The sequence below is a fragment of the Microbacterium sp. SORGH_AS_0421 genome (genome assembly GCF_030818635.1).
Taxonomy (GTDB): domain Bacteria; phylum Actinomycetota; class Actinomycetes; order Actinomycetales; family Microbacteriaceae; genus Microbacterium.
Genome location: NZ_JAUTAO010000001.1, coordinates 286,588 through 306,665, shown reverse-complemented (window position 1 = coordinate 306,665; position 20,078 = coordinate 286,588). Strand labels below are relative to the sequence as shown.

Here is a 20,078-nt window from a genome sequence, read left to right as displayed (position 1 = left end):
ATTAATCGAGGAGGGCGAGAGCCCGATACCTGTCCGTGGGTTCCTTCTGCGCCGGCACCGGCCGGCGTGCTTCCATGGTGCGGCGGTAGAGCTCGTCGATCAGCGAAGTCGCGAGCCCCACGAGCTTGGCGATCTCGCGCTCGTCGCGGTCGATCCATTGGCATCGCGGTTCGTCGTGAAGGGGGACGAAGCCGTCGTGCTGCTCCCAGGCGACGAGGGTGCGCTCGGCGCCGAGCACGTGCTGCTGCCACCAGATCTGGCGCATGTAGGTCTTGGGGATCGAGCGCCACGCCTTGTTGGTGGTCTTGATCTCGGCGAGGACGATGCGGCCCTCGCCGTCGACGACCACTCCGTCGGGGGTCGCGAGGTGGCGCTTCTCGACGACGGCGTGGTAGAGCGCGGACGACGGTCGGATGCCATGGGTGGCCGCCACCCATGCGGCGATCTCGGGCTCGCGACGACGACCGTGGGCGGTGAAGGCGTTGCCCGAGAAGTTCGAGCCCATGAGCTTGGCATCCGCCGCCCGGGAGATCGCATTGGCGCTCGTGAGTGCGGCCACGTCGGTGGCGGTGATGCCCCGGGAGCGCGCGCGAATCCACGAGACGCGATCGCGCGAGTCGGCCACGATCCGGGCGTCGAGGTCGGCGCTGCGAGAGGCGACGAGCTCGGGCGACATGGTTTCGACCCTAACCCCGCCCGCCCGTGGAGCGCATGCGAGCAGCGGCGCGTCGGCATCCGGGGTCTTGTGGGCGAAGTAAGGGTGACCTAAGTTGTGTGCATGAGTTCGGTTGACCCCTCGCTGCGTCGCCCCGACGGCGGTCGCTGGTGCGACCTGGAAGGCGCGGTGCTGCTCGGCGGCGACGCGCGCAACACCCCCGAGATGCGTCGGATCGCCGCGGCTCTCTCGCCCGGAGCGCACGCGACCGTGCTGGTCGAGATCTGCGGCGCGGGCGAGATCGAGGCGTTCGACGCCCCGGCGGCGCGGGTGAGCTGGCTCGACCGCACGATCGACGGCGAGTTGCGCCCGCGCGGCGAGAGGCTCGCGACGGCGATCCACGCGTGGTGCGCCGAGTGGGCCTGCGGAGAGGCGCCCGTGTGCACGGTGTGGCTCGGCGCGCGCACGCCCTCGCGCATCGTGCGCATGACTCGGGCAATGCTGCCGGCGGCGCGCGTCTCCTGACCCGCGGCGGGTGGGGCGGCGGTGAGCGCCCAAATCACGTGAACTGGGCCAACGGACACGCAATGACGTGTGGTGCGGGCGAGGTCGCGTGATGTCGAGGCCTGGGGGCGTTGCGTGGCCTCGGCGGGGGAGGCGGGGCGAGACGGGGCGAGAGGCTTCTCCCCAGTGGCGCGAGGCCGACCGATGCCCACGGATTGGGGTGCTGACAAGCCGGACAGGACGGAGAAGTGGGCAGGGTCGGAGGATGTCGAACGACCTCACAATCACCGACGCCCGACGCGCCATTCACACGCGCTCGCAGCTCGTCGACCGTGACGTCGCGTTGAGCGAGATCCGGCGGGCGAACGGGGCGGGCGCGCTTGAGCGTCTGCAACGCAACGCCTACGTCGCACGAGCGCCGTTCGCGGAGTTGCTCCCGTCGGCGCAACACCGGCTCAGGGTCGTCGCGGCCGCAGAGCAGATGCGGGGCGGGTCAGCGGTCGTCTCCCACCTGTCGGCTGCGGTGCTCCACGGTCTGCCTTTGTACCGCTTCGTCGAGCAACCGATCCAGATGACCTTGGCTGGCGGCCGCCGCGCGTCGAGCCGTCCTGGCCTGCAGCGTCATCAGGGCCGGCTCGACGACGACGACATCGTCGAGGTCGACGGCATTCTGTGCACATCCGTGGAGCGCACGGTCTTCGACGTGGCGCGCACCAGCCCGTTCGAGACGGCGGTCGCGTGCGCCGATGGGGCTCTGCGCGGCAAGTCGGTCGAAGGTCGCATTTTCGACCCGGATGCTCAAGAGGAGTGGCGTGATCTCATGTCGGAACGGACGCGGAATGCGCCGGGAGCTCGGGGGGTCGTTCAGGCTCGGAGGGTGATCGCGTCTGCCGACGGTCGGGCCGAGTCCGTCGGGGAGAGCGTGAGCCGGGTGCAGCTCGTTCGGCTGGGATACACCGTCGAGCCTCAGGCGGCGGTGGCCGGACCACAAGGAACCACCTACTTCGCGGACATCGCTCTGCCAACTCAACACGTCTTCTGGGAGTTCGACGGCGCGGGCAAATACACCGACCCGGTGATGCGTGGCAAAAAGTCCGCCGACGAAGTTCTGCTGCAGGAGAAACGACGTGAAGATTGGATCCGCGCGGTCACGGGCTGGAAAGTCTGCCGGGGCGGCTTTCGGGACATCGCCACGCCGGAGGCGCTGGCTGCGCGCCTCGCGTCGTTCGGCGTCGATCTGCCGCGTTGAGCATGCGACGGTCCTCCCGCTCTTCGCTCGCGAAATCACGCGACGTGGTCGAACGCACATCGCCGTACATGTGCTTTCGTCCGCGTCACGTGATGTGGACGCGGGGTTGTCCGGGGATGGAGGGCTGGTTTGGCGGGGGAGCGGGGCATCGGGTACAGTAGTGACCAAGCCAAAGACCGTCGGTTATCGGAGTGCTCGCATTCCGATCGAAGCGTCTGCTGAAAAGCAGGGGACCTACGCAGGTAAACGAACTCTCCTTCGGGAATCCGAGCTCCGTGCGCCTGCGCCGGAGCTCTTCTTTTTGTCCGGACCCGGTGTCTTCGGCCGGCGCCCCGCCATCGCGGAGCGCCTCGTTCACACAAGGAGTGGCCATGGCGCAGAAGGATGCATCGGTCGCCGAGCTCACGAAGAACTTCGAGAGCTCGACCGCCGTTCTGCTGACCGAGTACCGCGGTCTGACGGTTGCCCAGCTCAAGCAGCTGCGCAACGACATCCGTCAGGACGCGGATTACGCCGTGGTGAAGAACACGCTGACCAAGATCGCCGCGGCTAACGCGGGGGTCACGGGACTGGACGACGAGCTCAAGGGCCCGTCTGCCATCGCGTTCGTGCACGGTGACCCTGTCGCCGTCGCGAAGAGCCTGCGTGCCTTTGCCAAGGCTAACCCTCAGCTCGTGGTGAAGGGCGGCTACTTCGATGGCGCCGCTCTGACCGCGGATGAGGTCAACAAGCTCGCCGATCTCGAAAGCCGTGAAGTCCTGCTGGCGAAGCTCGCCGGTGCGATGAAGGCGACGATGACCAAGGCGGCATACGTCTTCCAGGCGCTTCCGTCGAAGGCCGTTCGCACGGTCGACGCGCTGCGCGAGAAGCAGGACACCGCGGCCTGACTCGGCCCCGGATGATTAACCCGATCAAGGAGATACAACATGGCTAAGCTCAGCACCGAAGAGCTGCTCGACGCGTTCAAGGAGCTCACGCTCATCGAGCTGTCGGAGTTCGTCAAGGCGTTCGAGGAGACCTTCGACGTCACCGCTGCCGCCCCCGTGGCCGTTGCCGGCCCCGCCGCCGGTGGCGCTGCCCCCGCCGAAGAGGCCGAGGAGAAGGACTCGTTCGACGTCGTCCTCGAGGCCGCCGGTGACAAGAAGATCCAGGTCATCAAGGTCGTCCGCGAGCTCACCTCGCTCGGCCTCGGCGAGGCCAAGGCCGTCGTCGATGGCGCTCCCAAGGCCGTGCTCGAGGGCGCGAACAAGGAGACCGCCGAGAAGGCCAAGGCTGCCCTCGAGGAGGCCGGCGCTTCGGTGACCCTGAAGTAATCACGCTTCTCGGTCGCTTCAACGCGATACACGAAGGCCCGGATGCCAATGGCATCCGGGCCTTCGTCGTTCCACCCGGGAGGTGAGAGACGTCGGCCGTCCGAGGGTGATCTCACCTTCGATTCTGTGAGACGCGGTTTCACCCGTTGAGGAACCGATGTTCACCAGATCGAAATAAAGAAGTCTGGGAAAAGGGTATGTGGATCATTTACAGTCGTTGAGACCCCCCGTCGATCCCCCCACCTCCGACGTCGCCTTGTGCACGCCGGTACTTGGAGACCCATGCCTTCCGTTGCTTCGCGCGTGTCCGCACGCCGTTTCTCCACCGCACTGAGCGCCGCTCTCGGCGTCGCCCTGCTCGGTTCCGCGATTGTTCCGCTGCCGGCGTCGGCGGCCGTCGGCTCCAAGGTGGTGATCAACGAGGCCTACCTGAAGGGCGGAAGCGCCGGCGCCTTCTTCAACCAGAAGTTCGTCGAGCTCTACAACGCGGGCGACACGGCGCAGGACCTCAGCGGGTGGTCGCTGCAGTACCGCAAGGACTCCAGTGTCGCGAAGGCCTCGGCTTCCAACACCCAGCAGCTCAGCGGCCTGATCGAACCCGGCGGGTACTTCCTGATCGGGCTGCCCGGCAACGGCACCACCGGTGCGGTACTCCCGGAGACCGACCTCACGAGCACGCTCAACCCCGGCGGGACGTCCGGCCAGCTCTTCCTCGCCAATGTCGCCGAGGCACTCGAGCTCCCGGGCGGATCCATCGCGGACTCGCGCGTCGTCGACTTCCTCGGATACGGCTCGGCGGTCAGCTTCGAGACGGCGCCCGCGACGGTCGCGGGCGGCACCACCACCCCGAATGCGCTCGTCCGCACGGATTTCGCCGACACCAACGACAACTCGAAGGATTTCACCAACACCACCACGGTGACGCCGCAGGGCTCGGGGACGGCAGCGCCGAACCCCGACCCGTCGGGTTCGGCGTCGCCGTCCCCCTCGCCGTCCGCCACGGCGACGCAGGCGCCGCCGGTCACACCGGGCACGGTGATCCCGATCCGTGACATCCAGGGCACGGGTGCCACCACGCCCCTGGCCGATCAGACCGTCACCACGCGCGGCATCGTGACCGCGGCGTACCCGACCGGCGGCTACAACGGCTTCTTCATCCAGACGCCAGGCACCGGTGGTGAGCTCGACGTCGCCGCGCACCGGGCGTCGGATGCGATCTTCGTCTACGGATCGGCCGCGACGGCGAAGGTCGCCGTCGGCCAGCACGTCGAGGTGACCGGCACGGCCAAGGAGTTCTCGGGCCAGACGCAGATCACCGCCGAGGCCTCCGGGGTGAGCGTGCTCACCGAGCAGGTCGCCGCCGTGCAGCCCGCGAAGATCACGTGGCCGAAGACCGACGAAGAGCGCGAGCGCTTCGAGGGCATGCTCCTCGCTCCGCAGGGTGACTTCACCGTCACGAACTCGTACTCGACCAACCAGTACGCCGAGGTGGGTCTCGCCGCCGGCACCACGCCCCTGCGCACGCCCACCGACGTGGCCGTTCCCGACAGCCCCGAGTACGTCGCCGCCGTCGCCGACAACAAGGCCCGAGCCGTCGTGCTCGACGACGGAGCGTCGATCAACTTCCTGAGCGACGCCAACAAGGGCATCCCCTTGCCGTACGTGTCGCTGACGACCCCGGTGCGCGTCGGCGCCCCGGTGACGTTCACGAAGCCGGTGGTCCTCGATTACCGCAACAACGCCTGGAAGTTCCAGCCGACGCAGCAGCTGACGGTCGACAACGCAAAGGACGTGCAGCCCGCGACCTTCGCGAACACCCGCACGAAGGCGCCCGCACCGGTCGGCGGCGACCTGAAGATCTCGAGCTTCAACGTGCTGAACTACTTCACCACCACCGCCGAGAGCGTCGGATGCACCTCGGTCTACAGGGACCGCGAGGGAAACCCGATCACGGCGGACACGTGCCCTGCCCCCGGCCCCCGCGGTGCGGCGAACGCGGAGAACCTTCAGCGCCAGCAGGACAAGATCGTCGCGGCGATCAACGGCCTCGGCGCCGACGTGGTCTCGCTCGAGGAGATCGAGAACTCGGCGAAGTTCGGCAAGAACCGCGACGCGGCGCTGTCGACCCTCGTCGGAGCCCTCAACGCGGCGCTCGGCTCCGAGCAGTGGGCGTTCGTCCCCTCGCCCGCGGCCCTGCCCGCGACGGAGGACGTCATCCGCACGGCCTTCATCTACAAGAAGGCCGTCGCCGCTCCCGTGGGAGAGAGCGTCATCCTCGACGACGCCGCCTTCCGCAACGCACGGCAGCCGCTCGCTCAGGCGTTCGCTCCGGTCGCGTTCCCGGATGCCAAGATCCTCGCGATCGTGAACCACTTCAAGTCGAAGGGCGACAGCAACCCCAAGGCGACGGGTGACAACGCCAACGGCATCCAGGGTGCTTTCAACGGCGACCGTGTGCGTCAGGCGGAGGCCCTCGGAAACTTCGCGAAGTCCCGCTCGGCCGCCGTCGGCACCGACGACGTGTTCCTGCTCGGTGACTTCAACTCCTACTCGCAGGAAGACCCGGTCCAGAAGCTGCGCGACTTCGGCTTCGAGACGCTCGAGGCGGGTACGGGCAAGTACTCGTACTCCTTCAGCGGCCAGTCGGGCTCGCTCGACCACGTTCTGGCCTCGCCCTCGGCGCGTGAGCTGGTCACCGGCGCCGACATCTGGAACATCAATGCGGTGGAGGCCCTGGCCCTGGAGTACAGCCGTTTCAACTACAACGCGCTGAACTTCTACGACTCCTCGCCCTACCGTTCCAGCGACCACGATCCCGTGATCGTCGGCCTCGACCTGTCGCCGACCACCCAGGTCAACCTCATCGGCATCAATGACTTCCACGGTCGCATCGACGCCAACACGGTGCGGTTCGCCGGAACCGTGGAGCAGGTCCGCGCGCAGTACGGCGAGAAGAACTCGCTGTTCATCTCGAACGGCGACAACATCGGCGCCTCGGTGTTCGCCTCGTCGTACTTCGGAGACAAGCCGACGATCGACGTCTTGAACGCGCTCGACCTGAAGGCTTCGGCCACGGGTAATCACGAGTTCGACAAGGGCGCCGACGACCTCACGGGGCGCGTCGAGGGTCTCGCGGACTTCCCCTACCTGGCCGCGAACGTCTTCAAAGACGGCAAGCCGCTCCTGCAGGAATACGCGATCTTCGAGGTCGACGGCGTACGCGTCGGCGTGATCGGAGCCATCACGCAGTCGACTCCGACGCTGGTCACGCCCAGCGGCATCCAGGGAATCGAGTTCCGGGAGCCGGTCGCCGAGGTCAACCGCGTCGTCGCCGAGATCGACGACCAGGTCGATGTGATCGTCGCCCAGTACCACGAGGGTTCCGGCGCAGGCGAGAAGACGACGACGCTCGAGCAGGCCGTCGCGGCCGGTGGACCGTTCGCGAAGATCGTGACCGAGACCTCGCCCGAGGTGGATGCCATCTTCACCGGCCACACGCACCAGCTCTACGCATGGAACGCGCCGATTCCGGGCCGCGAGGGCACCCGCCCGATCGTCCAGACCGGCAATTACGGGGAGAACGTCGGTCAGATCGTGTTGAACGTCGACGCCGACGGTGACGTCGTCACCTCCTCCGCCCGCAACGTCGCTCGACTCGGGGGCAAGGACGCGGCCGTCAACACGGCGCTGGACGCGGAGCTCATCCGGACGTATCCGCACGTCGCCGAGGTGAACGCGATCGTGACCGCGGCGCGTGCCGAGGCCGACGTGGTCGGACAGAAGGCGGTGGGGTCGGTGGGCGCAGACATCACGACGGCGTTCAGCGGTGGCTCGTACGTCGACGGTGTCTACACCGGCGGCACGCGCGGCGATCGTACGAAGCAATCGGCGCTCGGCGGTCTGGTCGCCGACGCTCTGCTCGACTCGCTCGATGATCCCGACCGCGGCGGTGCGGAGGTCTCGTTCGTCAACGCCGGTGGACTGCGCGACGAGCTGCTCTACGGCTCGGACGGCGTCGTCACGCTCGCCGAGGCGAACGCTGTCCTCCCGTTCCTGAACAACCTGTGGACGACCACCCTCACCGGTGATCAGCTGCGGCAGGTGCTCGAGCAGCAGTGGGGTGACTTCTCGCGGCGCACGGACAACGCCAACCTATCGCTCGGCGTCTCCGAGAATCTCCGGTACACGTACGACGCGTCGCTCCCGGCCGGCCAGCGCATCACCGGTCTCTGGATCGACGGTGTGGCGGTCGACCCCACGAAGGGATATCGCGTCGGTTCGTTCAACTTCCTGCTCGGCGGCGGCGACAGCTTCTCGGTCTTCGCGCAGGGCACGGACACCCGTGACTCCGGCCTGATCGACCGCGACGCGTGGATCCGGTATCTCACCGACAACCCCGGCCTGACCCCGGACTTCACCGCCCGTGGTGTGCAGGTGTCGGGCTCCACGACGGCCGCCCCGGGTACCGACCTCACGGTGACGGTGTCGAACCTCAACCTCACGTCGCTGGGTGCGCCGGAGAACACGACCCTCGAGGCCTCCTTCGGGGCCGAGGTCGCGTCGACCCGCCTCGCCCTGTTCGCCGCTCCGACGGCGCGGGTCGCGGCTCTCGCGGCTCCGTCGGCGACGAGCGTCCCGGTTGTGAACGGGTCCGCGACCCTCACCGTGGGCGTGCCCGCGGACGCCGCCGGAACCCTGCAGCTGCGCCTGACGGCGCAGCCCACCGGCACCGAGGTCGTCGTCCCCGTGACGGTCGCTGCCGCCGGTGACGGCGTCGGCACCCCCGGCGACGGTGCGGGCCAGGGCCAGGGCCAGGGCCAGGGCCAGGGCCAGGGCGGTTCCGGTTCGGGCGCCCTGCCGACCACCGGCACCGACACGGCGTGGATGGGTGCGGGCGTGCTCGCCGCCCTCGCGCTGCTGGGTCTGGGTCTGGTGGCCCGCCGACGGGCGACGCGCCAGGCCGACTGACGAGTGAGAAAGACGGGACCCCGGATGCCACGGCATCCGGGGTCCCGTCTTTTCACGTGGAGCGCGGGGGAGCGGTCGAGGCGCGGACGACCAGGCGCGTATCCGCCTCGGTACGCCACGCGGGTTGATCGTCCGTTCCCTCGATCATCGAGAGCAGCATGCGGGTCGCTTCGACGCCCTGTGCCTGCGGGAACTGCTCGATCGTGGTGAGCGAGAACATCTCGGCGTAGTCGTGACCGTCGATCCCGACGACGCTGAGCTCGGTGGGCACCGAGATGCCCATGCGGCGCGCGGCGATGATGACGCCGATGGCGACCTCGTCGCAGGCGGCGACGACGCCCGTCGGACGCGATGCCGCATCGGCCAGGAACGACGCCGCGGCCGCGTAGGCATCGGTGATCGTGAGGGTGGAGGGGACGCTTCGGATACGCACGGCGAGGCCGTGGTCGTTCATCGCGTTGCGGTACCCGATCGAGCGTTCGTCGACGTCTTTCGCGGGGGCGTCGCTGCGAGGGGTACTGCCGACGAAAGCGATATCGGTGTGACCGAGCGCGATGAGGTGCTGCGTGATGATTCGCGTGATGGCGACGTTGTCGAGGCCGAGGGTGGGCACTCCGCTCAGAGCGTTGCCGATGCTCACCACGGGCTTGCCGATGTTCGCCAGGCGCTCGAGGTCGGCGTCGTCGGGCTCGAGGGCGACGGCGATGATGCCGTCGAAGCGCTTTCGGGCGAGGTACGTGGAGTACAGACTCTCGCGGTCGTTCGAGCCCGGCTCGGCGACGTACAGGGTGACGTCGTAGCCGAGGGGGATCAGGGTGCGTTCCACGCCCTCGACGATCGAGCCGAAGTACCAGCGGTTGACCTTCGGGACGATCAGGGCAATCGTGCGCGTGCGCCCGGTCGCGAGGCTCACCGCGCTCGTCGAGGGCACATAGCCGAGTGATGCCGCGGCGTCGGTGACGCGTTGGCGCGTTCCGTCGGAGACGTAGCCGCCGCCCGTGAGAGCGCGGCTCGCCGTCGACTTGGACACGCCTGCCAGGCGTGCCACATCGGCGATTCCGCTCATGCCCTGATCTCCTCGTGATGCGTCGACGTCCGTGTCGACGTCGGAAAGAGTATCCGAGAATCCCACAAAGTGGAACCGGTCCCGGCCCGATATGCCGGGCGAGAGCCGCGTCTTTCCGCTAGTTATCGGTTCGTGACCTGAGGCTGGTTGCAAGTCTTCGGGATTGCCTCTACGGTTGCGTGGAATCGGTTCCCGACGGGACCCGGTGCACCAAGACACTCAAAGAGGAGAGACCACATGGGTATGTCACAGCGGTATCGGCTGCTTGCGCCCGTCGGACTGTTGGCGGTCGGTGCGATCGCTCTCGCTGGATGCGCGGAGGGCGACAGCGGCGGCTCCGGAGCTTCGGGAGAAACGACCGTCCGCATCTCCGGTGGCATCACCGGTAGCGAGGCCGACCTGCTGAACCAGTCGTTCGACCAGTTCACCAAGGACACCGGCATCAAGGTCGTCTACACCGGCGACAAGAGCTTCGAGGGGAACATCGTCACCAAGGTGACCGGTGGCGACGCCCCCGACATCGCTATCGTTCCCCAGCCGGGTCTGCTCAAGACCCTCATCGGCACGGGCGACGTGAAGAAGGCGTCCGACACCGTGTCGTCGAACGTCGACCAGTACTGGGGCGAGGACTGGAAGTCCTACGGCAGCGAGGACGGCACCTTCTACGCCGCCCCGATGCTCGCCAACCTCAAGGGCTACGTCTGGTACTCGCCGGCGAAGTTCAAGGAGTGGGGCGTCGAGGTCCCCAAGACCCTCGACGAGCTCATGACCCTCACGGCGACGATCCAGCAGAAGACGGGCGCAGCCCCCTGGTGCGCAGGCTTCGCCTCGGGCGATGCGTCGGGGTGGCCCGGAACCGACTGGATCGAGGACATGGTCCTTCGCCAGTCCGGCGCCGACGTCTACGACAAGTGGGTCGCGAACGAGGTCAAGTTCACCGACGCCCCGATCAAGGAGGCCTTCGAGGCCACCGGCAAGATCCTCCTGAACCCGTCGTACGTCAACGCCGGCTTCGGCGACGTCAAGAGCATCAACTCGGTCGCCTTCGCCGACGTGGCCGCCAAGGTCGCCGACGGCAGCTGCCCGATGACGCACCAGGCCTCGTTCCTGTCGTCGAACTTCCTCACGGTCAAGAACGCCGCCGGCCAGACGCCGACGGTCGCTCCCGACGGTGACGTCTACGCGTTCCTGCTCCCCGGCGTGACCGAGGGCAACCTCGCGGTCGAGGGCGGCGGCGAGTTCGTCACCACCTTCTCCGACGACGCGAACGTCCAGAAGGTCGCCGAGTTCATGTCGACGCCCGACTTCGCCAACGCCCGCGTCAAGCTCGGCGGCGTGATCTCGGCCAACAAGGGCGCTGACCCCTCGCTCGCTTCGAGCGAGTTCCTGCAGGAGGCCATGAAGGTCGTGCAGGACCCGAGCACCACGCTGCGTTTCGACGCGTCGGACCTCATGCCGGCCACCGTCGGTTCGGGCTCGTTCTGGAAGGGCATGGTCAGCTGGATCGACGGTACGCCGACGGACCAGGTGCTGAGCGACATCCAGACCGGTTACAACAACTAACGCACTACCGCACCACCGATGGGCCGCCCGCCACGCGGGTGGCCCATCCGGGGTCCATACTTCTATTCCGCCCGCACGCACCACACGGGCACTCATTGATGAGCACGAAGGCGTGTTCGGGAGGGACGTCATGACCGATATCAAGAACGCGGAGAAGGCGCCGACGGCGTCACCTCCGCCGGGCGGACGAGCCGAGCGTCGCACGCGCGGCTCCGGCGCACGCAATCGGACCACGCTGCTCGTGGTCCTCGTAGGGCTCATCCTGGCGGTGGCGCTCTTCCTCTTCATGGTCACGCGGGCACCCGCCGAGACCAAGCCGACCACCCTGGGCTTCAGCCTGAACAGCTTCTTCATCTGGCTCGGCGGACTCAGCCCCCTCGTCCAGATCCCGCTCGTCGTCGTCGCTTTCGGTGCCGTGGTGGGACTGCTGCTGCTCCTCATCGAGTACGCGCCGCGCTCCGGCAAGGGCTACTTCTGGCTGCGGCTCATCGCGTGCTTCGGCATCCCGGTGCTGGCCTTCATGCTGCTGCGCCCGTACCAGAACGCCGTCGTCTACGTCCTCGGTATCGCGATCCTGCTCGGCGCGGTCCTGTTCTACGCCGACTACCGCTCACGCCAGGGTGCGGGATACCTCTTCCAGCTGATCCTCTTCGCGGCCCCCGCATCGATCCTCCTGCTGATCGGCCTCGTCTACCCGGCCATCACCACCTTCTTCCAGTCGTTCTTCGACAAGACCGGTGACAACTTCGTCGGTCTCGAGAACTACATCTGGACCTTCACGAACCCCGAGGGGTTCTGGTCGGTGATCAACACGCTCATCTGGGTGCTCCTGGCCCCGACCATCGCCACGGCCATCGGTCTGGCGTACGCCGTCTTCATCGACCGCGCGGCGGGGGAGAAGTACCTGAAGGTGCTCATCTTCATGCCGTTCGCGATCTCGTTCGTCGGCGCCGGCATCATCTGGAAGTTCGTCTACGACTTCCGTCAGGGCGACCAGATCGGTGTGCTGAACGCGGTGGTCACGGCCTTCGGCGGGCAACCGGTCTCGTGGCTCGCGGCGTCGCCGTTGATCAACACGCTGTTGCTCGTCGTCGTCTTCATCTGGAGCCAGACGGGGCTGGCGATGGTCATCCTGTCGGCTGCCATCAAGGCCGTGCCGCCGGAGCAGAACGAAGCGGCCGAGCTCGACGGAGCCAGCGCCTGGGAGCGTTTCATCAACGTCACCGTTCCCGGCATCCGCTCCTCGCTGATCGTGGTGCTCACCACGATCGCCATCGGCGCGCTGAAGATCTACGACATCGTCGCCGTCATGACGGGCGGACGAAACGACTCGACGGTGCTCGCCTTCGAGATGGTCAACCAGCAGCAGCGTTTCCAGAGCTACGGGCACTCTGCGGCGTTGGCCGTGGTGCTGTTCATCTTCGTGCTGCCGTTGATCATCTTCAACGTGCGCCAGATCCGGAAGCAGAGGGAAGTGCGATGACCACCTCGACCGTGGTGATCGAACCCACCACCGACACCCGTTCCGCACGCCAGGTCGCTCGCGACACGCGTAAGCACGAGGCCATGGCGCGCAAGCGCCTGACGTCGAAGGGCGCCACGATCGCGGCCATCGTGATCGCCTTTTTCTGGACGATTCCGACGTTCGGTCTGTTCATCACCTCGTTCCGACCGGGTTCCGACACCCAGTCGTCCGGGTGGTGGACGGTGTTCACCGACCCGTCGTTCACGCTGGAGAACTACCGCCTCGCGCTGACCTCGGGCGGGACCGCGTTGACGTTGGCGCAGTCCTTCCTCAACTCGCTCGCGATCACCATCCCGGTGGTGCTGTTCGCCCTCGCCGTCGACCTCGCTCATCGCCTATGCGTTCGCGTGGATCGACTTCAAGGGACGCAACTTCTTCTTCATCTTCATCTTCGCGCTGCAGATCGTGCCGCTGCAGATGGCCCTCGTGCCGCTGCTCAGCCTGTTCTCGCGCGGACTGACCATCAACGAGGTCACGATCTTCCCGGGCTTCGACCTGCGCGGCGTGGAGCACAGCTTCGCGACCGTGTGGATCGCGCACGTGATCTTCGCGATGCCGCTGGCGATCTTCCTGCTGCACAACTTCATCGCCGAGATCCCCGCCGAGGTCATCGAGGCGGCGCGCGTGGACGGTGCCGGCCACGGGCAGATCTTCTTCCGACTGATCCTGCCGCTGGCCGCTCCCGCTCTCGCCTCGTTCGCGGTGCTCGAGTTCATCTGGGTGTGGAACGACCTGCTCGTGGCGACGATCTTCGCACCGTCGTCCTCGTTGCCGCTGACCCAATCGTTGAACTCGTTGTCGGGGACCTGGGGCGACCAGTGGTTCCTGCAGTCCGCGGGAACGTTCATCTCGATCCTGGTTCCGCTCATCGTGTTCTTCCTGCTGCAGCGCTTCTTCGTGCGCGGTCTGCTGGCCGGAGCCACGAAGGGCTGAGCCCGTCTCGACCGAGGGGGGCGCGGCATCCGAAAGGGTGTCGCGCCCCTTCGCCGTTCCCCGGTTCGCGCGCCGGTACCCACGCATAAACGCGATCCACACGTGGAAACGCGAGGAGGGCGCGTTTGTGCGTGCAGAGCGCGTTTCTGCGTGAGGGGCGGGGAGCGGATGCCGGGCGGCGGACGGCCGTGGGCGAGGGGCGTGGCGGGCGGGCCGGCGCGCGAGCGCGGAGGGGGAACGGCGACCGCGGGGGCGGATGAACGCACTCCCTACGCATAAACGCGATCCACACGCGGAAACGCGAGGAGAGCGCGTTTCTGCGTGCAGAGCGCGTTTCTGCGTGGGGGCGGGAGCGGATGCCGTGCGGCGGACGGGCGTGGGCGAGGGGCGTGGCGGGCGGGCCGGCGCGCGACCGCGGAGGGGGAACGGCGACCGCGGGGGCGGATGACCGCACTCCCTACGCATAAACGCGATCCACACGTGGAAACGCGAGGAGCGCGCGTTTGTGCGTGCAGATCGCGTTTCTGCGTGAGGGGTGGGGGGCGGATGCCGTGCGGCGGACGGGCGTGGGCGAGGGGCCGCGGGGGTCAGGCGCTGCACGCGAGACGCGACTGGATGTCGCGCATCGCGTCGAGCTCGGCCGACTGGCCTGTCACGATCGCACCGGCGACCTCCTTGACGCGGGCATCGGTGCCGAGCTCGATGACGGCCTGCGCCATGGGGATCGCTCCCTCGTGGTGGCGGATCATCAGGTCGAGGAACAGACAGTCCGCGGGGCGCCCCTCGTCGCTGCGCAGCTCGTCGAGCTGGGCGTCGGTGGCCATGCCCATCTCGGCGAGCAACTGCTCCTGCGTGAGCGCGGCGGTGTCGCCGTGGCTGTGTTCGCCCGACTTCTCCATCCACGTCATCAGCGGCTGACTCGAAGACTGGGGCAGGCCCCACTGCACCAGCCACCCGTACATCTCGCCGCGCTGACCCGACTGGGCGGTGGCGATGTCGTACGAGAGGGTGCGCAGCTCGTCGTCGTCGGTCTTGCGGTAGATCTCCATCGCCATGAGCACGGCCTGCGTGTGGTGCACCTGCATGTCGCGCGCGAAACCGGCCTCGGCCGAGTTCTCACCCGGGTGCGCGGGCGCTGCCGTCGCGCCGAACGCGGTGAAGCGGCCGACCGCGAAGGCGACGGCGATCACCGCGACGGCGACGAGGGCGACGACGACCCAGCGGACCGTGGGGCGAGCGACCGGGGCGTCGTCGGTCATCAGGCCTTGCCCGGACCGTTGACGCCTCCCGAGCACGCGGCGTTCGGCTCGGGGGCGTTCTGGCTGCGCCAGAACTCGGTGAAGAACTCCGCGATGCGCGGGTCGGTCGGGTCATCGAGCTTCAACTGGTGGTTCCACGCGCTGACCGCGACCGGGGTGTCCATGCCGGGGTAGGGCGAGAGAAGGGCGTAGCTCGAGGGCATGACGGCCTTGAGGGCGTCAATGCCGGCCTGGTCGACACGCTCCGGGTCGTAGGTGATCCACACGGCGCCGTGCTCCATCGAGTGCACCGCGTTCTCGTTCTGCTGCGGCTCGGTGTAGATGCCGCAGTTGAGCCAGATCGGGTTGTGCGGGCCGCCGGCGGGCGGGTTCTGCTCGTAGGTCACGGCACCCTGCACGTGATCGGAGCGGTTCTCGAACGTCTGCACACCGCTGATCTCGCGGCCGGTGCTGTTGCCCGCCTGGTAGCTGGTGGGGGGAGCGGGGGCGAAGGCGAAGGATGCCACGACGAGGCCGATCACCGCGACGGCGGCCGTGGAACCCACGACCCACCACACGAGCTTGCCGCGCTTACGCTTCGCGACCTGCTTCTGGTACTCGGCCAGCTTCTCTTGACGCTTCTGCTCACGCTGCTGCTTGACGGTGAGGTCGATCTGGGCCTGCTTGGCGGGGTTGCCGCTGGCTCGCTTGTCGGAGGGGGAGGTCATGCGCTGTGTTCTGTCTCTCTTCGGGGCGGGACACATCGGCAGCCGCCGACGTCCCCAGCCTATGCGGGTGAATGGGCCGATGGCCTGGGAGGAACCCGCGAGCCCGGGATGGTGGCGTGCGGGTGGTCACGGTAGTATGACGATGTCGAATCGATTCGAGGTTCGACGATCCCCCCTCATTTCTCAGCCCGATTCCATCGGGCTGTCCGTGTTGCGAAACGAAATCAAACGCGTGCTCGATACTGCCTCCCACCCCGTCATCCCCTCGTCGCCCCGCTCGCCGCAGACGAACACCGGCGCCATCCGCGCGATCGGCAAGAACCCCGCCACCGCCCCGATCGTGCTCCACCCGGGCGACGCCATCCCCGCCTCCCGCCGCCTGCTGTACATCCTGGTGCTCGGCGCGCTCACAGCCCTCGGCCCGTTCACGATCGACCTCTACCTGCCGGCGTTCCCCGTGCTCGAGGCCGACTTCCAGACGACCGCGGCGGCGATCCAGCTCACGCTCACCGGCACCATGATCGGCTTCGCGCTGGGCCAGCTCATCGTGGGCCCGCTCAGCGACAAGGTCGGCCGTCGCCTTCCCCTGCTCTCGGTCACCGCTCTGCACGTGGCCGCGAGCATCTTCGCCGCTTCGGCGCCGACGCTCGAGACCCTCTCGATCGCGCGCGTGCTCATGGGTGCGGGTGCCGCCGCCGGTGGTGTCGTGGCCGCGGCCATCATCCGCGATCTGTTCGGCGGTCGCCGGCTCGTCGTGATGCTCTCGCGCATGGCGATGGTCTCGGGCGTCGCGCCCGTGCTGGCGCCCCTCGCCGGCTCCGCTCTGCTGCTGGTGATGAACTGGCGCGGCATCTTCGTCGTCCTCGCCGTCTACGGCGCCGTCATGCTCGTCTCGGCGATCCTGTTCGTACCCGAGACCCTTCCGCCGGCTCGCCGCGGCGGACCCGGTGCCACGACCGTCTGGCAGCGCTACGCGAGCGTGTTCCGCGACCGCGTCTTCATCGGGGTGCTCATCATCGGTGCGATGACCTTCAGCGGGCTGTTCTCGTACCTGTCGGCATCCTCGTTCCTCTTCCAGGTGACCTACCAGTTCAGCGCGCAGGGCTACGGCGTGCTGTTCGCCGCGAACTCCATCGGCGTCGTCGTCGGCGTGCAGGTGGCTTCGCGCCTCGCCGCCCGGTTCGGGCCGCAGTGGGTGCTGGCCGTCTCGACCGCGGTGCTCGTGCTCGCGGGCGGTGCCATCGTGCTGACCGACCAGCTGGGCCTCGGACTGTGGGGCACGATCGTGCCGCTGTTCTTCTTCATGACCGCGTGCGGATTCACGTTCCCGTGCGCCCAGGTGCTCGCCCTCGACCGCCACGGCAAGGCCGCGGGAACCGCGCAGTCGATCATCGGTGCGGCGAACTTCGGCGTGGCCGGGATCATCTCGCCGCTGGTCGGTCTGCTCGCCACCGGTTCGGGAATCACCGCGACGACCATGGCGTCGGTCATGCTCGGCTGCGCGGTCATCGGCGTGCTGTCGCTGTGGCTGCTCGTGCGCCCGCGCACGGTGGAGCGCCTCGCGCCCTGACCAGCCTCGCCAGCCGGTCGGCGGCGCGCACATTACCAGGTCGGTCCCGGGGGTTCGCTCCCGGGACCGACCCATTCCCCCGTCGCCGCCGAGGCGGCATCATGAGGCGATGGATGCCTCCGCGATCGACGACGTGCTGGACACGCGCCCGCAGCGATTCCGTGCGACGGTGGGCGTGGTGTGCATCGCCCTCGCGTGCGCGCTCGGCGCATGGGTGTTCTTCCGCGGGCCGAGTCCGTTCGCGCTCGACGTGTGGTGGAACCAGCTCTTCGCATCGTCGCCGTCCCAGCCGCTGCTGATCTTCTCGATCGTGATGGACACGGTCGGGGGTCATCTCACCGCCGTCGTGATCGTGCCGGTCCTGGGCGCTCTGGCACTCTTCCTCTCGCGTAGGCGATGGTCGGCGCTGTACTTCCTGACCGCCTCGGTGGGCAGCGCTCTGCTCGTGCAGGTCGTCAAGCACACGTTCGGCCGCGCGCGACCGGAAGACATCCTCATCATCAGCGATTACGGATCGTTCCCCTCGGGGCACACGGCCAACGCGGCGACCATCGCGGTGGTCGCCGCCGTGCTCTTTCCCGCGTTCTGGGTGCGGATCGTGGGGGTGGCGTGGGTGGTGCTGATGGCGTTCAGCCGCACGTACCTGCACGCGCACTGGCTATCGGACACCGCGGGTGGAGCGCTCATCGGCGCCGGTGCCGCCCTCGTCCTGGCGGCGGCGTTCTCGCGTCTGCGCGCCCGCGACGAAGACCGACTGGCGATTCGCAAGACACGCGAATCGGATGCCAGAGCATCGGCCCAGTCGTAGGCTGTCGCGCATGAGCGAGCCCGGCGACGCGCCCTCCGTTTCCGTCGAAGATCCATCGGCGGCCGATGCTGAGGTCGCGCGTCTGCGCGCCGAGGCCGACGCGGCCGAAGCCGAGCTCCGGCTGGCACGCGCTCGCGCTGACCTCGCCGCGGCGGAGGCGGCCGCTGCGGCAGCGCGTGCTCGTGCGGCGGGTGCGGCAGCGCCCGGCCCCGCGCCGGTCGTGCCGCCGGAGGAGAGATCGGCGACGCCCCCCGCGTCGACCGAACCCGCCGCGGCGTCGACGCCCCCCGACACGGCCCCGGCCCCGGCCCCCGTCTCGTCCGTCGACGGCCCCCTCTCCGCCGCGCAGGTCGACGCGATTGCCACCGGATACGCCGCCACCGGCGCAACCCTCGACCTGGGCGTGCTCGTGAACGGCGGGCCGGTGGCATCCGTACCCGTACGTATTCCCCTCGCGATGACGAACCGCCACGGTCTCGTGGCCGGCGCGACGGGAACGGGTAAGACACGCACGCTGCAGCTGCTCGCGGAGCAGCTGTCCGAGAACGGCGTGCCGGTGTTCGCCGCCGACATCAAGGGCGATCTGTCGGGGTTGGCCGCCGAGGGCGTCTCGAGCGAGAAGCTCCTCGCGCGCACCGCCGCTCTCGGCCAGGACTGGTCGGCGCGATCGTTCCCGACGGAGTTCTTCGCCCTCGGCGACGACGTGGGGTCGGGCATTCCGGTGCGAGCGACGGTGTCGGGTTTCGGCCCCCTGCTGCTGAGCCGCGTGCTCGGTCTCAACCCGACCCAGGAGTCGAGCCTCGGCCTCGTCTTCCACTACGCCGACGAGAAGGGACTGGCGCTCGTCGACCTGTCCGACCTGCGCACGGTGCTGACCTACCTCACGAGCGAAGAGGGCAAGCCGGAGCTGAAGGGCATCGGCGGGCTCTCGGCCGCGACGGCGGGCGTCATCCTCCGGGAGCTGGTGGCTTTCGCCGCCATCGGCGCCGACACCTTCTTCGGCGAGCCCGAGCTCGACGTCTCGGTGTTCTTGAGGACGGATGCCGCGGGCGCGGGCATCGTGAGCTTGCTCGAGGTGCCCAACGTCGCGGCGCGACCCCAGCTGTACTCCACGTTCCTCATGTACCTGCTCGCGGAGCTGTACGAGGCCCTCCCCGAGGTGGGCGATCTCGACAAGCCCAAGCTCGTGTTCTTCTTCGACGAGGCGCACCTGCTGTTCCGGGACGCGTCGAAGGCGTTTCTCGAGGCGATCACCCAGACCGTGCGGCTGATCCGCTCGAAGGGCGTCGGCGTCTTCTTCGTCACTCAGACGCCGAAGGACGTCCCCGGCGACGTGCTCGCGCAGCTCGGCTCGCGGGTGCAGCACGCTCTGCGTGCTTTCACCCCCGACGACGCCACGGCCCTGCGAGCCTCTGTGCGCACCTACCCCGACTCGGGTTACGACCTCGAGCGGGTCCTTCAGGAGCTCGGGACGGGCGAGGCGATCATCACCGTGATGAGCGAACGCGGGGCGCCCACCCCGGTCGCGTGGACGCGGATCTTCGCGCCGCGTGCGTCGATGTCGCCCCTCCCCGCCGAGGCGATGGCGTCGGCGGTGTCGGCATCCCCCCTCTTCTCCGCCTACGGAACACCGATCGATCGCGAGTCGGCACGCGAGATCCTCGGTGCGCGCATGCAGGCGGCGACCGAGGCGAAGGACGCGGCGGAGCGGGCGAAGAAAGAGGCCGCGGACGCCGCCGAGTATGCCAAGCAGAAAGCGGCGATCGACAAGGCCAACGCCGAAGCGCAGAAGAAGGCGCAGCGCGAGTACGAGCGGATACTCAAGAGCGCCGCGGCTCCGCGCTCTCGCACCGCGTCGCCGACCGCCGGACTGGACGGCCTGCTCGGGCGCGGGGCGACCAAGAGCATCGTCAACGGGGTCATTCGCGGACTGTTCGGCAACGGGCGGCGCCGCTAGC

Annotated in this window: 14 protein-coding genes and 1 pseudogene; 11 read left to right on the top strand and 4 right to left on the bottom strand. The window is 68.2% G+C overall.

From position 1 onward, the window contains the following. Position 1: 1 nt before the first annotated feature. Positions 2–676, bottom strand: coding sequence for a YqaJ viral recombinase family protein (locus QE416_RS01505; RefSeq protein ID WP_307312970.1), 675 nt, complete (start codon positions 674–676; stop codon positions 2–4). Between the two features lie 102 nt (positions 677–778). On the opposite strand from QE416_RS01505, the gene QE416_RS01500 reads away from it, so the two are divergent. The 5 genes from QE416_RS01500 to QE416_RS01480 all read left to right on the top strand — a co-directional run bounded on the left by QE416_RS01500 (position 779) and on the right by QE416_RS01480 (position 8,689). Further along, positions 779–1,180: an SIP domain-containing protein gene (locus QE416_RS01500; protein ID WP_210073353.1), complete on the top strand. Its 402-nt coding sequence runs from the start codon at positions 779–781 to the stop codon at positions 1,178–1,180. Between the two features lie 244 nt (positions 1,181–1,424). Next, positions 1,425–2,408 (top strand): hypothetical protein, encoded by a 984-nt coding sequence (locus tag QE416_RS01495; RefSeq protein ID WP_307312969.1) that lies wholly within the window; start codon positions 1,425–1,427, stop codon positions 2,406–2,408. Between the two features lie 371 nt (positions 2,409–2,779). Beyond that, complete coding sequence (gene rplJ / locus QE416_RS01490) at positions 2,780–3,295, top strand: 50S ribosomal protein L10 (RefSeq protein WP_094735742.1); 516 nt, start codon at positions 2,780–2,782, stop codon at positions 3,293–3,295. Positions 3,296–3,334: 39 nt separating this feature from the next. Next, positions 3,335–3,721, top strand: coding sequence for a 50S ribosomal protein L7/L12 (gene rplL, locus QE416_RS01485; protein ID WP_013585572.1), 387 nt, complete (start codon positions 3,335–3,337; stop codon positions 3,719–3,721). A gap of 282 nt (positions 3,722–4,003) precedes the next feature. Next, positions 4,004–8,689: an ExeM/NucH family extracellular endonuclease gene (locus QE416_RS01480; protein ID WP_307312968.1), complete on the top strand. Its 4,686-nt coding sequence runs from the start codon at positions 4,004–4,006 to the stop codon at positions 8,687–8,689. Between the two features lie 52 nt (positions 8,690–8,741). Here the strand turns inward: QE416_RS01480 and QE416_RS01475 are convergent, their stop codons facing one another. Then, entirely contained in the window at positions 8,742–9,755 is a 1,014-nt protein-coding gene (locus tag QE416_RS01475) for a LacI family DNA-binding transcriptional regulator (RefSeq protein ID WP_267787864.1), read from the bottom strand. A gap of 237 nt (positions 9,756–9,992) precedes the next feature. Here QE416_RS01475 and QE416_RS01470 point away from each other — a divergent pair, with 237 nt between their 5' ends. The 3 genes and pseudogenes from QE416_RS01470 (at position 9,993) to QE416_RS01460 (ending at position 13,776) form a co-directional block, all read left to right on the top strand. Further along, entirely contained in the window at positions 9,993–11,318 is a 1,326-nt protein-coding gene (locus tag QE416_RS01470; protein WP_210073361.1) for an ABC transporter substrate-binding protein, read from the top strand. A gap of 130 nt (positions 11,319–11,448) precedes the next feature. Further along, positions 11,449–12,801 (top strand): carbohydrate ABC transporter permease, encoded by a 1,353-nt coding sequence (locus tag QE416_RS01465; protein ID WP_307312966.1) that lies wholly within the window; start codon positions 11,449–11,451, stop codon positions 12,799–12,801. Beyond that, positions 12,798–13,776 (top strand): annotated as a pseudogene (locus QE416_RS01460) (carbohydrate ABC transporter permease). Before QE416_RS01465 ends, QE416_RS01460 begins: the two are co-directional and overlap by 4 nt. A 587-nt stretch (positions 13,777–14,363) precedes the next feature. On the opposite strand, the gene QE416_RS01455 reads toward QE416_RS01460, so the two are convergent. Both QE416_RS01455 and QE416_RS01450 read right to left on the bottom strand, forming a co-directional pair. Next, the gene (locus QE416_RS01455) at positions 14,364–15,035 is read right to left on the bottom strand and encodes a DUF305 domain-containing protein (protein WP_307312964.1); all 672 of its coding nucleotides are present in this window, start codon (positions 15,033–15,035) and stop codon (positions 14,364–14,366) included. Then, the gene (locus QE416_RS01450; RefSeq protein ID WP_307312963.1) at positions 15,035–15,742 is read right to left on the bottom strand and encodes a DUF3105 domain-containing protein; all 708 of its coding nucleotides are present in this window, start codon (positions 15,740–15,742) and stop codon (positions 15,035–15,037) included. The genes QE416_RS01455 and QE416_RS01450 overlap by 1 nt, the downstream gene beginning before the upstream one ends. A gap of 232 nt (positions 15,743–15,974) precedes the next feature. On the opposite strand from QE416_RS01450, the gene QE416_RS01445 reads away from it, so the two are divergent. The 3 genes from QE416_RS01445 (at position 15,975) to QE416_RS01435 (ending at position 20,077) form a co-directional block, all read left to right on the top strand. Next, positions 15,975–17,312: a multidrug effflux MFS transporter gene (locus QE416_RS01445; RefSeq protein WP_210073369.1), complete on the top strand. Its 1,338-nt coding sequence runs from the start codon at positions 15,975–15,977 to the stop codon at positions 17,310–17,312. Between the two features lie 109 nt (positions 17,313–17,421). Beyond that, positions 17,422–18,120, top strand: coding sequence for a phosphatase PAP2 family protein (locus QE416_RS01440; protein WP_307312962.1), 699 nt, complete (start codon positions 17,422–17,424; stop codon positions 18,118–18,120). Positions 18,121–18,130: 10 nt separating this feature from the next. Beyond that, complete coding sequence (locus QE416_RS01435) at positions 18,131–20,077, top strand: helicase HerA-like domain-containing protein (protein ID WP_307312960.1); 1,947 nt, start codon at positions 18,131–18,133, stop codon at positions 20,075–20,077. The last annotated feature ends 1 nt before the right edge of the window (position 20,078 follow it).